We start from the raw sequence: 16741 nt of genomic DNA on the forward strand, positions 1-16741 counted from the left end.
AATTGCAGGACGTGTGCTGGCAGCCCTGATGTTAGCCCAAGCATAATCGCAGTGATAAAGAGATAATAATATGAGCCAGACAACAAGCCATTCATCCGTGCCGTTTGAGCCGATTGTCGTTGCCGACATCGGGGGAACAAACGCCAGATTTGCAATCGTGTCAGATTTTGATACACGAACTAACCATTTTGTAATTACGCATCAAGCCACTTTTCCTAGTGCTGAATTCCAGTCTTTTGAATCCGCTATCCAAAAATATTTAACTGAGCTACCTGTAGCGCAGCCAAGCCGAGCCTGTCTCGCGGTTGCCGGTCCTATCAAATCTCAGCAAGTTCATTTAACTAATTTAGGTTGGCATTTTAATTCCGAAGACATCAAAGCCCAGTTCGATTTTACCGAACTTGCCGTGATCAACGACTTTGCCGCTTTTGCCTATGCGGCGCCCTACTTAGCACTAGAGAAAAACCTAGTGATTAAGCAAGGCCAGCCTGAGCTAGGTGCAAATATCGGTGTAATGGGTCCTGGCACTGGATTTGGTGCGGCTTGTCTTGCTAGAGATATTAATGGCAGCGCGGTGATGAGCTGTGAAGCGGGACATATCTCACTTGCACCGGTTACTGCCTTAGATAAAGAGCTGTTAACGGTACTGCGCGCGAGTATTCAACATGTTTCAGTCGAGACGGTGTTTTCAGGCCCAGGTATTGCGAGACTCTACAAAGCCATGGCAGAAGTGCGTGGTGAGCAAGCTAAAGATCTTAATGCGGCGCAGATCAGTGCGCTCGCGAAAGAGTGCAAGGTTTGTGACGCAACATTGAGTCACTTCTGTGACTGGATGGGGAGCGTAGCAGGCGATTTAGCACTGACTTTTGGTGCCTTAGGTGGTGTTTATATAGGTGGTGGGATCTTGCCGCGGATGAAAGCGCGATTACAAGCAAGTAGCTTTGTTGAACGCTTTACCGAAAAAGGCATGATGTCACAGTACACGAGCCAAATTCCAGTTACTTTGGTGGTACAAGATAATATCCCACTGATTGGCGCAGCAGCATGTATTCATGAGCGACGCCGGGCTTAAGGGTAAATCGATGAAAAAAGTAACTATTAATAGCGTTGCCGAATATGCCGGAGTGTCTAAAAAGACAGTATCTCGGGTATTAAATAACGAGCCAAATGTTAGTCCAGCAACGCGGGAAAAAGTCCTGAAGGTCTTTGAAGAGCTGAATTATAAGCCTAATCCTATTGCACGCGGTTTGGCACAAAATCGTAGCTTTATCATCGGTTGTTTATACGACAACCCATCAAAAAGCTATATCACGCGAGTGCAAAGTGGTGCGCTGGAGGCGTGTCAGAAACATAGTTACAATTTATTGATACATCCTTGTGAACTGCGCGGCCAAGACCTTATCGACAATGTTGATCAGCTGCTTACCACATCGAGACTTGACGGTATTGTGCTTACTCCGCCGTTTTCAGACTCCAACGAGCTTATTGCTTTTTTAAAGCAGCGCAATATTCCTTATGCACGCGTTGCTTCAGCCATTGAAGGCGATGATTCGATTTCAATTCGCAGTAATGACGAGCAGGGCGCTTTTGAGTTAACTGAGCACTTGATTAATTTAGGTCATACCGAAATTGCCTTTATTAAAGGTCACCCTGATCACAGTGCCACAGAAAATCGTTTTTCTGGTTACCAAAAAGCACTGGCAAAGCATGGTATTGAATATCGAGAGCGGTTAGTTGCAGAAGGTAACTTTAGTTATCACTCAGGTGCAGACAGTGCAAAAGCCATATTGGACCTAGAGCCAAGGCCAACGGCTGTATTTGCATCAAACGACTACATGGCTGCGGCTGTGTTAAAACTTGCTACACAGCGAGAGATCAAAGTGCCCGAGCAGTTATCTATTGCTGGGTTTGATAACGCACCTATCGCAAGGCATATTTGGCCGGGTCTGACGACAATAGCACAGCCTGTGGAAGAAATGACTCGGATAGCGGTAGAAGAGCTGATTAAGCATATATCTCAGCCGCAAGAAGCACCGTTTCAGCAAGTTTTAGAAGCTAAACTTATCACTCGAGAGTCGACGAAAGCGCGCTCGAATTCATAACTTTTTCAATTTTTATACTTGCCCCAAAGCCCAACGCTTAGCCGTTGGGCTTTTTATTTTCGCAGCTACTAGGGAATATTGCAGTTCCTTTGTAAATTATTCTACGTAAAGCTAGGACTAGATAAATGCGCAGATTTATGTCGCGATAATCAGGCTCGCTGACCCATAGATTAAAGCTCATGTTGCCAAGTTAAGGCTCATTGATAACTTCGCTATCAAATAATGATTTCGCTCAATCATTAATATTATTCTTTTTGTCATAATAATTACTAATAAAATCAGTTAGGTAATGATTTTAAGACTACAGATATCGGCAAAGTTTTAAGTGGTTATAATTTGGTCATTTTAAAAAGTTAGACTAAATTTATAAGAATGGTTGACACCGGTGTCAGCTTTGTGCGTAAATATAGTGACACCGGTGTCAGGTTGGGGTGAGAGACAACCTGATAGCGTACCTTTGAACGGGTAAATCAAAGCAGCTCTGTACAAGGATTACCACGAATGCTGGTAATCGTGCAGAGCCTTTTTCCTCTAACACTAGAGAGTCAGTAATATGTTGCATCCACGAATTCAGGAAGTCACCGAACGCGTCATTGAGCGAAGCAAAGCAACACGTCAAGCCTATTTAGCTCGAATCCAACAAGCAAAAAAACAAACGCGCGTACGAGCAGGACTGGGCTGTGGAAACCTAGCACACGTAATGGCTGCTTGCTCAAGCAGTGATAAGACTCGTCTAAAAGAAGACGAGCAACCGAACCTAGCAATTATCAATTCGTACAATGACATGTTGTCTGCGCACGAACCTTATAAAGAATATCCAGATTTAATTAAAGCAGTGGCAAACAAGTTTGACGCGACTGCACAAGTAGCGGGTGGTGTACCTGCTATGTGTGATGGGGTTACCCAAGGTCGCGATGGCATGGAACTGTCTTTGTTCTCTCGTGACGTAATTGCCATGTCAACAGCGGTGGCATTATCACACGATGTCTTCGATGGGGTTTTCTGTCTTGGTGTATGTGACAAAATCGTCCCAGGACTATTAATCGGTGCTTTGTCTTTTGGTCATTTACCCATTTTCTTTTTACCAGCAGGACCGATGCAATCTGGGATCCCGAACAAAGAAAAGGCGCGCATTCGTCAAAAGTTTGCACAGGGCTTAGTCAGCCGCGAAGAGTTACTGGAAGCTGAGAGTGCTTCATATCACAGTGCAGGTACTTGTACTTTCTACGGTACGGCAAACTCGAACCAGATGCTAATGGAGATCATGGGTCTTCATTTACCTGGTAGCTCGTTTATCAATCCATACACAGAATTAAGAGATGGCTTAACGGCGAGTGCGGTTGAGACCATGCTAACTCAGCTACTTGACGGTAAAAGCGGCAATGCACTTGCGGATATCGTGAGTGAAAAAACGGTGATCAATGGCTTGGTCGGTTTGTTGTCTACTGGTGGTTCTACCAATCATGCCATTCACTTAGTCGCAATGGCAAAAGCGGCGGGTGTTCAAATCACTTGGAAAGACATGGCGGATTTGTCTGAAGTAGTGCCGTTATTAACGCGTATTTATCCAAATGGTCATGCCGATGTAAACCACTTCCAAGCGGCTGGCGGCATGGGCTTCTTAATGCGTGAATTAAGAGAAGGCGGCTTCTTACACAATGACGTAAAAACAATTGTGGGTGAAGGACTTGATGCTTACACGATGGAACCACTACTGGATATCAACAGCAATGTGATCATCAGCGATAACCAAGGTCCTGCCAAAGTGAAGTGGGTACCAGTACCCGAGAACTCACTGGATGAAGAAGTACTTCGCCCAGTAGCAAATCCATTTAACAAGCAAGGCGGCTTGCAACTACTTAATGGTAATTTGGGTAAAGCGGTGATTAAAGTGTCTGCGGTACAAGAGCAGCATCAAACGGTGACTGCACCGGCGAAAGTATTCAGCTCTCAAAGCGAATTACAAGAAGCCTTTACTGCTGGCAAGCTTAACCAAGACTTTATTGCCGTGATTAAAGAGCAAGGCCCTAAAGCGAAAGGTATGCCTGAGTTACATAAACTGACACCTGTCATGGCTACATTACAAGACCAAGGTTTTAAAGTGGCGATTGTGACTGATGGTCGTATGTCTGGTGCTTCGGGTAAAGTACCTGCGGCGATCCACCTTGCGCCGGAAGCGGTTGAAGGTGGTGCAATTGCAAAAGTACACGAAGGTGATTTGATCACCTTAAATGCACCAAAAGGCGAATTAGTGCTACATGTTTCTGATGAAGAAATGGCACAGCGCGAATTACAGCTCTCACCGCAATCTCAAACATTTGGTACGGGTCGAGAGCTATTCTCAGGATTTAGACACGTAGTGAGCAGTGCAGATCAAGGTGCATGCTCATTTGGCATCGAAGAATAATAACAGTGGGAATGAGGGTGAGCATGAGTATTAAAGAGATATTGTCAGCAGCACCAGTGGTTCCGGTTATCGTTATTGATAACCTAGAAGACGCGGTGCCGCTTGCTACGGCATTGTTTAATGGTGGCTTAAAAGCACTTGAAGTGACACTTCGTACACCGGTGGCAGCGCAAGCGGTAAAAGACATTAAAGCGGCTTTACCAGACGCCTATGTTGGTACTGGTACGGTAGTGGATAAGGCAACCTTTAATGCCTCTGTAGAAGCCGGCGCTGACTTCATGGTAAGTCCTGGTGTTAATGACGAATTATTGGAACTGGCAAAGTCGTCAAGTATTCCATTTCTTCCAGGTGCTGCAACGCCAAGCGAAGTGATGAAGCTTGCAAGTCACGGTTTTGAATTCTTAAAGTTTTTCCCAGCGGAAGCTGCAGGTGGTGCACCAATGCTTAAATCCATTGGCGGACCAATTCCACAAGTAAAATTCTGTCCAACGGGTGGTATTTCGTTGGCAACTGCACCTAAGTATCTTGCACTCGACAATGTGGTATGTGTGGGCGGTACTTGGATGCTTGATAAAGCACTTATCGCAAACAAAGACTGGCAAGCCATTGAAGCGCTTGCGAAACAAGCAAGTGAAGTAAAATAGATTAGGGGACAGTTATCATGATTAATATCGCAATTAATGGCTATGGACGTATCGGTCGTAACGTACTTCGTGCACTGTACGAGTCAGGTCAGAATAAAGACATCAAAGTCGTTGCCATCAACGATCTCGCACCTGCAAACGTAAACGCGCATTTGACTCAATTTGACTCTGTACATGGTCGCTTTCAAGAGCAGGTTGTTCTTAACGACAACACACTCGTTATCGGTGGTGACGAAATCACGCTAACGCAAGAGCGTGACCCTGCAAATCTTCCTTGGAAAGCGCTAAACGTTGATATCGTACTTGAATGTACTGGGTTGTTCACTTCTCGCGAAGCTGCGGCTAAACACATTGAAGCCGGTGCGAAAAAAGTGATTGTATCTGCGCCGGGCACAGATATGGATGCAACGGTTGTTCATGGCGTTAACAGCGAAGTGCTAAATGCTGAATCAACCATTATCTCTAACGCATCTTGTACCACAAACTGTCTTGCGCCTATTGCAAAAGTATTGAATGATACTATTGGTATTGAGCAAGGTAGCATGACAACCATTCATGCCTACACCAACGATCAGAATCTATCAGACGTTTACCACCCTGATTTATATCGTGCGCGTAGTGCTACTCAGTCGATGATCCCGACGAAGACGGGTGCGGCAAAGGCGGTTGGCTTAGTGCTTCCTGAACTTGCTGGCAAACTAGATGGTATGGCGGTTCGTGTGCCAACCATCAACGTATCACTGGTTGATTTAACGTTTGTTGCTAAGCGTGACACTTCAAAAGAAGAAGTGAATGCGGCAATCAAAGCGGCTGCTGAGGGCGCGATGAGTGCAATCCTTGAGTACAATGAATTACCTTTGGTTTCTATCGATTTCAACCACAACCCAGCTTCTTCAGTGTTTGACTCTACACAAACCAAAGTAGATGGAAAGCTGGTAAAAGTGATGGCTTGGTATGATAACGAATGGGGCTTCTCTTGCCGGATGCTAGACCAAGTTAAAGCACTAGGTGCATTTTTATAATCAGGATTAATTTCTGACCAAAAGCTCTGCAGATCGCGGAGCTTTTTTGTTTTTGACGGAAAAATTGCCATTCTTCCTTATCAATTAGTATAAGTTCCTTGAGGATCGGCACCGTATATGGAAAAATTCACCACACAAACACCAATAACTCCAAACGAGGATTCAATTATGCGCATCATCTTGCTAGGCGCGCCGGGTGCAGGTAAAGGTACTCAAGCTCAATTTCTAATGGACAAATATGGGATCCCTCAGATCTCGACAGGCGACATGTTACGTGCTGCTATCAAAGAAGGGACTCCGTTGGGTCTTGAAGCGAAAAAAGTCATGGATGCAGGTCAACTAGTATCTGATGAAATCATTATCGGCTTGGTAAAAGAGCGCATCGCAAAAGAAGATTGTGCAAATGGCTTCTTGCTTGATGGCTTCCCACGCACAATTCCACAAGCAGATGCAATGAAAGAAAATGGCATCAAAGTTGACCATGTTATCGAATTTGACGTGGCAGATGAGATCATCGTTGAGCGTATGAGCGGTCGTCGTGTACACCCAGGTTCTGGTCGTGTTTACCACATCGTTTACAACCCGCCTAAAGTAGAAGGCAAAGATGACGTAACAGGTGAAGACCTAATCATTCGTGATGACGACACTGAAGAGACGGTACGTAAACGTCTAGCGATTTACCATGAGCAAACTAAACCTCTAGTAGACTACTACAGTGCGGAAGCGGATGCTGGTAACACGCAATATCACAAACTAGATGGTACACAAGCTGTTGATGCGGTAAGCAAGCAGTTAGGTGAACTATTGGGTTAATAACTAAGCGTTTGCTTGGTTAACAAGTAGGAGTCCTATGGGACTCCTACATTATTTCTAAACTAGCTAAATCGTTTTAATAAGTGCTGTAGTGGAAAGTAATACTTTCTTTTTGACTTGGTTCTGCATAATGGAAGTTGCCTGTGGCTTCTACTCTATGAACGATAGAGGCTGAAATACCCGCTTTAAATGCCTCACCATTAAACGTAGCTGTATTCCCTGAATCGTTAGGATTAATTTCAATACACTTGAAAGGTGCCGTGCTGTATGCACGACTGAAACAAAGCTCCACTGTTTCATTGCCAGGATCGGCGTAACCCGCTGAAGTATAGCTAATTCCAATGATAGTACCCGTTTTACTTCCATATGGGATATCACTTAAATCGATGTTTAATACAGAAAACTCTGTAGTCGAAAGACCGCCTACTGAGCTTAATACTAGCATCCGACTAGGTTGTTTTTCTTTCGTGATCATAAAATCGTCAGCAATTGCTTGACCACTAAGCGCGAGTGAAGAAATGAAGAGGGCGGTAAGAGACATCTTTTTCATTAACAATTCCTTATTGTATAGTCTAATTCAAGCTACGCAGTGCAACTGCATAGTGGCGTGATTGTAATGAACGAAGAATGTTTGGGTCAACCTTAGATTTGTAAAATAATACAACTAAATCATAGGTTTATGATTTTAATTTGATGGGTCTTATGAGTAAGGGGCTGGTGCCCCTTACCGGTTTTACGCTTTCGCGATAAAAATTGCACGGAGTGGAGCGGGGTAGCCTTCAATGGTCTTGCTGGTGTCTTTTGGATCTAAGAAATCAGCAAGCGACTCTGTTTCCATCCAAGGAGTTTGGCGCTGTTCGTCTAACGACGTGACATCTTTGTTTACTACCTTGATATCTTTGAATCCCACGCGCTCAAGCCATAATGTTAATGCGTCGCAGCTTGGAATAAACCAGACATTGCGCATCTTGGCGTAGCGATCGGTCGGCACCAATACTGTATTTACATCGCCCTCAATCACGAGTGTTTCTAGCACTAATTCGCCATCTTTTCTTAGCTGAGACTTTAGCTGTGCTAAAAAGTCGATTGGTGAACGACGGTGATATAGCACGCCCATTGAAAACACAGTATCAAATGCTTTTAGCTCAGGAAGTTGCTCTACACCTAGGGGTAGTAAATGCACGTTCGGATCGGGGTTAAAGTGTTTAATAGTTTGGAATTGGCATAAAAATAGATCGGAGGGATCAATGCCAACAACAAGCTCTGCGCCTTCACCGCGCATACGCCACAAGTGATAACCTGAGCCACAACCGATATCCAATACATTACGGCCGTGAAGGTCGCTGATATGGGGGAGCAGTCGGTCCCATTTCCAGTCGCTGCGCCACTCAGTATCAATATGGACGCCATGTAAATGAAATGGTCCCTTACGCCATGGCATCATGCGTTTTAGTAAATGCGTTAACTGCTTTTGATGACCTTCATTGACGTCTTCGCCAGTACCTATCTCAACCTTGGTTTTTATATCAACATGGGTGGTTAAGATCTCTGGTAGATTTTTAATGACTTTTTCCCATTTCGGCCAGTCGCCATGTTGGGCTTCTTTTTGCCAATGGCTAAGCTGCGCAGGCAACGTTTCTAGCCAATGGCTCAAAGGGGTTTTCGCAATGGTTGCATAAAAGTCGGTAAACCAATGATTCATAATTGCCTCTATTTTATTGCTACCATTGAGCAGAAGTTAAAGCACTGATACCACACTTGAGTTTGATTAAAGCCAATAGCTTCTAATCTTGTCATATGGGTACTTAACAAGTCCGTGCGCATCACGTTTTCAATCGCGTTGCGTTTTTGGCTGATCTCTAATTCTGAGTAGCCATTGTGGCGTTTAAAGTCGTGGTGAAGGTCGATAAGTAAGTTGTCTTTAGTATCGTTTTCACCGCGGATTTTTTCACTTAATAGCAGTACACCACCAGGTTTCAAACCCTGATATATTTTTTCTAGAACCGCTTTGCGGTTTTCTGGTGGAATAAACTGTAGGGTGAAGTTCATCGCAACGACAGATGCATTGCTAATCTCTATTTCATTGATATCACCTAAAGTGACCGAGACTGGGACGTCGGATTTAAAGCCTTTTAGATGCAGTTGGCAGCGCTCTACCATAGGCTGTGAATTGTCCACGGCAATGATATGACAGTTTTCTTTATCTATATTTCTACGCATGCTTAGCGTGACCGCGCCTAAAGAGCAGCCTAAGTCATATAAGTTTGAGTTACTTTGCGCGTAAGTACCCGCAAGTTTGCCCATTGTGCTTACTATTGTCGCGTAGCCCGGCACTGAGCGTTGGATCATATCTGGAAACACTTCGACGACATTGGCGTCGAAAGTGAAATCTTTTACTGCTTGCTCAGTGGCATAAATACTGTCTTTGCCCGTCACATTAAATCTCTCTTTGAAAATAATCTCGCTATTTTAGCATTTTATGCTGGATAGTCAGTGATAAATTCAGTAGCTTGGCTACTATTAATAATAAGAAGTAACTATGAGACCAAAAATGGCGAAAAGCAAAGTGATTAGCACAGAAGACATCCTCTCAACGCTATGCCACTCAGTAACAGAAGTTCTGTCGTCGGCAAGTGGCAACCAAATTAACTATTCCGCGATGGTACAAAAGATCACTCGTACCTGTATGAGGCCTGACATCGGCTGTTTCGTATTGTTTGATGGCGGCTTTACCGGTTTAGTCGTAACTAATTTTACCGCGCAAGCAGCAATGGAGGTGTATACCGACTACATGCGTAACATGGGCATGCCTGAAGAAGAAATTGCGCATAGTCATTTGTCCGATGACGTTGCCAACGTTTTGGGTGAGTTGATGAACCAGATTGTTGGTGATTTCACCAACAAAGTACGTGAGCAGCTACATACCTCTATCACGCAAAACCAACCTAAGATGATGGCTATCAACAAACAGGTGCAGATCTCGGTAGACACAACGATGGATCGCCCGCAGGCGAGACGCGTTACCTTTACCACTCAAGGCCAGAATATTTTCTATCTTGAATTGGCAATGGATAAAACTGAATTCATTAAGCTACATGACTTTGATATTGCAGAGTCGGTAGACCCAGATGACATTATTGCAAGTCAGGCTGAGAAGAAAAAGCCAGCAAAGCCTCAGGAAGAAGATGTTGTAGATGACGACTTTATGGATCAGTTAGGACTGTAAAACCGTATTTAGAGCACCTAACAGAAAGGCCACATCTGTGGCCTTTCTGTTAGGTAAAAATCTTCATTTCGTCCTCGGATAAAATATATAGTAATGGCACTAATGCAGTGCGCCTTTTCCTGCATTAAGCTCCGGTGCTTCTTCTACATGCTTTATGGATGTTAGCATCATAAAGGCTTCATTGAACTCAAAGCGGGCGATGGCGGTTTTTAATTTCTGTAGTTCTGGTTCAGTCAAATAGCTACTTACTGAAATTGAGTCTACTAGCTCTGTGGCTTGAGTATCATAATCTCTTAATGCACATGCGAGCTGGATGAGTTCCTCTAATTGACTATTGCCACCTTTTTCTTCGTTGTTTTTCGTTACACTTTTTACCTGATGAGACGCTTCTTTTTTACGACGCTTTTGGCATTGTTCCAGTGCATATTTAACGTATTTAATCAGCTCGTCAATTTCGCTTGCATTAGGTGGGCGGACATTGAGAGAAGCCTCAATGTGCTTAAATTCCTCGGTCAGCCTAACAATCGAAAGGTTAGCACTAGCACCTTTTAATGCATGTAACATGCTATGTGCCAGTTCAAAATTTTCAATGGCTAAAGCCTGTTTTAAATTGATCAGCTCTTCAATCTGCTGGGACAGGAACTTTTCTAAGATATCGAAGTAAACCTTTTGGTTGCCAGCTGCTCGAGCAATACCCTCGGCAATATCAATACCTTCAAACTCAATGATCTCATCAATTTCCTCTATCTCTGCAACGACTTTTGGTGGGTTAACTTCTGGCGTTGTTAAAAGGCCATCGGCTTCGGGGCATACGTATTTCAAAATACTTTTAACGAGTTGTTCAACGTCGATGGGTTTGGTTACGTGGTCATTCATACCAGCATCGATGCAAGTCTGTATGTCTTCTTCCATGGCATTGGCGGTCATCGCTAGAATAGGAAGTGTATTTTTATCGAACTCTATGCGAAGGTTTTGCGTCGCGGTAATGCCGTCCATCACTGGCATTTGCATATCCATTAAAACAATATCTATGTGTTTGCTATGAACTTGATCAATGGCTTCTTGTCCATTGTCTGCGACCGCTACTTGCGCTCCGAAGCTAGATAAGATCTCCGCTGCTATCTCCTGATTGACTGGCTGATCCTCCGCGACCAAAATTGATATGCCATTTAGTGCTTGTTTCCTAATCGTTTGTTCTTTTTTGGTGATAGTGGTTCTTACTTCCGGTGAGTCAAACACGGCATTTTGAATAACGTCCACAAGGTTTGACGGGTTAATCGGCTTTAAAAGTACACCATCAACTAAACTGGCTTGGCTGTCGTTCAGGTTTAGCTCCCGACCATAAGCGGTGACTAAAATAAACTTACTTTGCGACACATCGACCTGCGATTGCAGCTTAGTGATCAGCTCAATGCCATCTAATTTTGGCATATGCCAATCGACGAAAATAAGATCGGGTAACTCTTGTGTCAGGACGAATTGATTTAACGCTTTATGAGGGTCTAAATAAGAACAAACCTGCATACCAAAGTTTGTTAGCATACCGCTTAACACGTCCAATGCGTGTTGGTTATCGTCAATAATTGTTGCTGATAGTTCTGATAAGTGGGTAGAGGCCATTTTCGCCTGACTCAGCTCGTCACTGACTTCCATTTCTAATGTGAAATAAAATTCCGAACCGACGTTTTCCTCGCTCTCAACATATATTTCTCCCCCCATAAGCTTGACCAATTGTTGCGAAATCGTGAGGCCAAGCCCTGTACCGCCATATTTTCGGGTGATCGAATTGTCTGCTTGCGAGAAAGATTGAAATAGGTTTTTTTGCTGGCGTTTATTCATGCCAATGCCAGAGTCTTTTACGCTAAACTTAATTTTTGCTAATCCTTTTTCGACATTGACAAGGGCGACACGAATAACAACCTCACCGGTTTCTGTGAATTTAACTGCGTTACCCGCTAAATTGATGAGTACTTGGCTTATTCTAAATTGATCGCCAATCACGCAGTAGGGCACTTGTGAGTCGATATCAAAGACTAACTCTAGTTGTTTTTCTTGGGCTTTTACACTGACGATGGTGGCGACATTGTCGAGTAGTTTTTCTGTTGAAAAGGCCTGATATTCTAACTCGATTTTGCCAGCTTCGATTTTTGAAAAATCGAGTATATCGTTGATCAATCTCAGTAATTGCTTTGCGGCTGTATCTATTTTTGATACGTAGTCGTGCTGTTTTGCATTCAATTCTGTCGCGAGCGCGAGATGAGACATACCAATAATCGCGTTCATTGGGGTTCTAATTTCATGGCTCATGTTGGCGAGGAATTCGCTTTTCGCTTTTGCCGAGTTTTGGGCCAAGTTTTTTGCTTCTATGAGTTCACGTTGTAGTTGGTTCCTCTCCGAAACGTCAAGGTACATGCCAACAATACCAGCTACATCGCCATTTTCATTAAAAAATGGCGCTTCGTATACAATCAGTTCCCGCGGCTGTTCTTGGCCATCAAGCAATAATACTTCATAGGTTTGCTCCTGGGTTGTGGTGGTAATTTCGTGAGCTTTGGATTCAAATAGACTGGCTATTCCTAGATCAAAAACCTCGTCTAACTTGGCGCCAATCACATCTACTTCAAATTGATCTAACAGTGTTAAAAAGGACTTGTTTACGCCCATAAATACACCGTCAGTCGAACGATAATACGTGGGGTTTGGGATAGCATTGATAATATGGTGAGTAAGTTCGAGTTGTTCGCTTAAGGCCGATTCTGCCTTTTGCTGCTTTTCGATATTTTCATTGATGGCAAGCGCGAGGCTTAAGTCCTTACACAAATACTCGAGCGCTTCAAATTGGCTGTCTATCAACACCTGAGCACTACCGACTAGCAGCACATAGACAACATGATTACCGATGGCTAGTGGAAAGCAATAACGGCCTTGTAACTTCACTTCAACTTCTTGTTCTTTGAGCCACAACGGTTCTTGTTGTACTTGTGGTTCATTATTTGCTGCGCAATGCGCTAGAGTGGACGCAATAATTGAATGGCTTGGTGTCACCCCATGGCTTTTCACTAACGACAAGGCGTCGTCTTCTAAATTGGCATAGAGGCAAACACTCGGTGCATTGAACTCATTGGCAATAAACTCTAGTGCATGGCGCACGATAGGCTCTGAGCCGGTGATGGATTTTAGTTCGCGATTATAGTTTTCGATAATTGCGGCTGACGCCAACTTTTGGCTTTGAGAGGTGGTGGCAACATGGATCGCTTGCGTGAGCCGTTTTACATCGACGTCACTGTTTGTAGGCACCACAGAAAGAGGGGCGCCATTTAACGCTTGTGCACGTAGCGTATTGACGATGCGATATAGCGGGGAGAAATGTTTGGTGCGCATAAACCAAACATAAAAGCTTAAAAATAGTGTTAATACCGCGAAGGCAAGGCCGGTAATCAACAGTATTAGGAGTTGTTGATTTGTGCTTGTTTCAAGTTCAGCGTTTGCAATGAGAGGCAATTGTGAGATGGCATTTTGATAACTTTGAGGCAAATCGGCCTGCTCAACCGTATCTGCTAAAAATTGAGACTTTAGTCTTGCTTGGGTTTCATAGATTTGTTGTAACGGAAGTGGTAATGGATGACTTGGTGCAGATTTGATTTCACCTAGCCATTGGACGTTTTTATCTTTGCTATACATCTCTAGTGATAAGTGGTTGTGGTAAGCGGTATTAACGTCGGTCGCGAGAGTGCTGTGAGTAGTTGTTGAGTAGTAGATAAGCGTTGCGCTTCCTAGGGCAGCCATCAAGGCGAAAAGTGCGATCCAACTTAGTAATGCTTTTGAGGACATAAGTTATTATTTACGCGTGAATTTATATATAAACATAGTCGCGATATACAATATCTCAAGCTATGCTGTAAAAAGTGTCTATCTTAAGGACTTGAGTAACGTTACATGTCAGACATTTTAATTGTTGACGATATGCCGGAAAACCTCCAAGTATTGCAGCTCATACTAAGAAAGGAAGGGTATAAAGTATTGGCAGCACGGGGTGGGGATATTGCCTTAGGTATTGTTAAAAAGCACCAGCCTGAGTTAATTATTACCGATATAAAAATGCCAAATATGTCGGGGATTGAACTATGTAAAGTGCTTAAGTCCGACAATTCGGCGGCGGCCATTCCGGTTATTTTTGTGAGTGCTTATGAAGACAGCGAGAGCTTGGTACAAGCATTCGAAGTCGGTGGTGTTGATTACATCACCAAACCTTATAAACCCGCTGAAATCATAGCCAGAGTAAACACCCAATTTAAGTTAATTGAAGCGCAAAAGTTAGCGGTAAAACAGCAGCTATCTAAGGCTATAAACCAAATGGTGATGGGGATTGCACACGAAATTAATACCCCGCTTGGTACCAGTATTACGTCCAACACCTTTTTAGAAGGCGTCATGCAGGAGCTACAAAGTGCACTCACCGCAGGTACGCTTACGCAGGATGAGCTGGTAACGGGGTTTGAGCAGATCAAAGACAGTAGTGCGCTGTGCAGCCGTAATCTAGAAAAAGTGGCTAAGTTTGTCAGTTTATTAAAATCGGTCTCTCAGTCTGAGCGAGATAGCAGTTGTGCTGACGTTAAATTACAAGAAATAGAAACAAGACTGAAAAAAGATTTTTCAAAGCAAGACGTACAAATTCAGTTTGTTGGTAACACAGCAACTGAAGTTTACGTGGATGGTCAAGCACTGGTTGAGGTATTGAGCAACTTAGTTGAAAACTCTATTGCGCATGCCTGGATTGACCATGATCACCTTGCCACTATCACCTTTACGCGCTCAGGTAACAATTTACATGTTAATTATACTGACAATGGAATAGGGCTTAGAGGAATTAGTACACAAGAGTTATTAAAACCATTTGTGACGACAAAAAGAGGTAATGCAGGCCATGTTGGGTTAAGCGCAAATTTAACTGCTAACTTGGTTTCAGGGGCACTCAATGGAGAGTTTAGCGTGAAAAATACACCGCAAGGATTGGAGTGGGATATCCAAATACCGATAGATACCCCCGATAATGCTTGATCTGCATCAAAAGTCTCAGGCCCTATACATAAAAGCGGACATAAGTCCTTATATCATTTGTCCTAATTCAATAAGCTCGCTCGCTGTTAAAACGTAATCTTTAAAAAGTACTCTGCTGACCATGTAATTAGCTACACTTTTTGAAGAATTATCGACAACACGATCGTATAAGGGCTTTTTAGCCTTTGCTGTTGCTGTTTTGAGTGAGGCTTGTTAAATACAAGTTTACTGCTTAAAAACAACCCCCTAGGTTAACAGACCCGATAACATACGCCTTACCTTCTACTAGGTACGCAGTGTTGAGATGACACGGGAAGTGCGTTATTTACCCCGATGTGCAATTGAGTAAATAACCATGAATTACTAATAATTTTGGTGGAACCATTATGCAACAGTTACCTACCGTAGACTATCAATCGCCAAATGCTGCGAAAGAATTTGTAGAATCTTTAAGAAACACGGGTTTCGGTGTACTAAAAAATCACCCAATCCCACAAGAGTTGGTTGAATCAATCTACAAACATTGGCAAGAATTTTTTAATTCAGAAGAAAAACACGAATTCCTTTTCAATAAAGAAACTCAAGATGGTTATTTCCCACCAGAAGTCTCTGAAGTTGCGAAAGGTTTTACAGTAAAAGACATAAAAGAGTACTTTCACGTTTATCCAAAAGGTCGCGTACCGGCTCAATTAGAAGCAGAGATTCGTGAATATTACCGTTTAGCGAGCGAGTTTGCTCAAGAGTTGCTAAGCTGGGTACAAGCGGAAGCGCCTGCAGATGTGAGAGCGAGATTCTCTATTGATCTCAAAGATATGATCAAAGAATCAGAGCAGACACTACTGCGTATTCTTCATTACCCACCAATGACAGGCGATGAAGAACCAGGTGCAATTCGCGCCGCAGCTCATGGTGATATCAATCTACTTACTGTATTGCCTGCGGCAAATGAGCCTGGCCTACAAGTGCAAAGACAAGATGGCAGCTGGTTAGACGTACCATGCGACTTTGGTTCGTTGATTATTAATATTGGTGACATGCTACAAGAGGCGTCGGGTGATTACTTCCCATCGACAATTCACCGTGTGATTAACCCAACAGGCAAAGCGTCGACGAAATCTCGTATTTCATTGCCGCTATTCTTACATCCAAAACCGGATGTTGTGTTGTCAGAGCGTTACACTGCAGATAGCTATTTGCAAGAGCGTTTGAGAGAGCTTGGGGTTAAGTAATCAGCGAATAACCTGAACGACAAGGTTAAATCGATAAAGCGACTTGATGTAATATTGAGTCGCTTTTTTATTATGTGTCTAACAATCCCTAATCTCTGTTAGTCCTTGTAATTTGACGATTATTGCAATTTTTCACTGACAATCCTCACAATCTGTGCAATATTAGTTTTTTTCAAAATGAAGAAATTTCTTGAAAAATTTAATGACAACGCTGTCATTTGTTGTGTAACATCAATTCAA

General features: G+C 43.3%; 13 protein-coding genes. 9 read left to right on the forward strand and 4 right to left on the reverse strand.

Annotated elements, in window-relative coordinates; translation table 11 throughout:
• Positions 1–70: 70 nt before the first annotated feature.
• From glk to adk, 6 genes are all read left to right on the forward strand, one after another.
• Positions 71–1072: a glucokinase gene (gene glk / locus QSH61_RS07800; RefSeq protein ID WP_039495541.1), complete on the forward strand. Its 1002-nt coding sequence runs from the start codon at positions 71–73 to the stop codon at positions 1070–1072.
• Between the two features lie 10 nt (positions 1073–1082).
• On the forward strand, positions 1083–2102 hold the full coding sequence (locus QSH61_RS07805; protein WP_010378018.1) for a LacI family DNA-binding transcriptional regulator: 1020 nt from the start codon (positions 1083–1085) through the stop codon (positions 2100–2102).
• A gap of 553 nt (positions 2103–2655) precedes the next feature.
• Complete coding sequence (gene edd / locus QSH61_RS07810; RefSeq protein ID WP_174169050.1) at positions 2656–4509, forward strand: phosphogluconate dehydratase; 1854 nt, start codon at positions 2656–2658, stop codon at positions 4507–4509.
• 23 nt (positions 4510–4532) lie between these two features.
• Positions 4533–5153 (forward strand): bifunctional 4-hydroxy-2-oxoglutarate aldolase/2-dehydro-3-deoxy-phosphogluconate aldolase, encoded by a 621-nt coding sequence (locus tag QSH61_RS07815; RefSeq protein WP_010378022.1) that lies wholly within the window; start codon positions 4533–4535, stop codon positions 5151–5153.
• 17 nt (positions 5154–5170) lie between these two features.
• Positions 5171–6175: a type I glyceraldehyde-3-phosphate dehydrogenase gene (gene gap / locus QSH61_RS07820; protein WP_010604051.1), complete on the forward strand. Its 1005-nt coding sequence runs from the start codon at positions 5171–5173 to the stop codon at positions 6173–6175.
• 168 nt (positions 6176–6343) lie between these two features.
• On the forward strand, positions 6344–6988 hold the full coding sequence (adk, locus tag QSH61_RS07825) for an adenylate kinase (protein WP_010378026.1): 645 nt from the start codon (positions 6344–6346) through the stop codon (positions 6986–6988).
• A gap of 76 nt (positions 6989–7064) precedes the next feature.
• Here adk and QSH61_RS07830 read toward each other — a convergent pair whose 3' ends face one another.
• The 3 genes from QSH61_RS07830 to cmoA form a co-directional block, all read right to left on the reverse strand.
• Entirely contained in the window at positions 7065–7538 is a 474-nt protein-coding gene (locus QSH61_RS07830; protein WP_206472707.1) for a hypothetical protein, read from the reverse strand.
• A 183-nt stretch (positions 7539–7721) separates the two neighbouring features.
• Entirely contained in the window at positions 7722–8690 is a 969-nt protein-coding gene (gene cmoB, locus QSH61_RS07835) for a tRNA 5-methoxyuridine(34)/uridine 5-oxyacetic acid(34) synthase CmoB (protein WP_206472710.1), read from the reverse strand.
• Positions 8691–8698: 8 nt separating this feature from the next.
• Entirely contained in the window at positions 8699–9424 is a 726-nt protein-coding gene (gene cmoA / locus QSH61_RS07840; RefSeq protein WP_102056606.1) for a carboxy-S-adenosyl-L-methionine synthase CmoA, read from the reverse strand.
• Between the two features lie 115 nt (positions 9425–9539).
• Here cmoA and QSH61_RS07845 point away from each other — a divergent pair, with 115 nt between their 5' ends.
• Positions 9540–10214 carry a DUF3334 family protein gene (locus QSH61_RS07845; protein WP_010378035.1) on the forward strand — a complete coding sequence of 225 codons (675 nt, stop codon included), beginning with the start codon at positions 9540–9542 and terminating at the stop codon, positions 10212–10214.
• Positions 10215–10313: 99 nt separating this feature from the next.
• Here the strand turns inward: QSH61_RS07845 and QSH61_RS07850 are convergent, their stop codons facing one another.
• A complete protein-coding gene (locus QSH61_RS07850) occupies positions 10314–14045 on the reverse strand; it encodes a response regulator (protein ID WP_206472712.1) in 3732 nt (1243 codons plus the stop codon).
• Between the two features lie 105 nt (positions 14046–14150).
• On the opposite strand from QSH61_RS07850, the gene QSH61_RS07855 reads away from it, so the two are divergent.
• The gene (locus QSH61_RS07855) at positions 14151–15272 is read left to right on the forward strand and encodes a hybrid sensor histidine kinase/response regulator (RefSeq protein WP_174169046.1); all 1122 of its coding nucleotides are present in this window, start codon (positions 14151–14153) and stop codon (positions 15270–15272) included.
• Positions 15273–15658: 386 nt separating this feature from the next.
• Positions 15659–16501, forward strand: a complete 843-nt coding sequence (locus QSH61_RS07860; protein ID WP_010604058.1) for an isopenicillin N synthase family dioxygenase — start codon at positions 15659–15661, stop codon at positions 16499–16501.
• Positions 16502–16741 lie beyond the last annotated feature (240 nt).

The organism is Pseudoalteromonas sp. JC3, assembly GCF_030291895.1.
Taxonomy (GTDB): domain Bacteria; phylum Pseudomonadota; class Gammaproteobacteria; order Enterobacterales; family Alteromonadaceae; genus Pseudoalteromonas.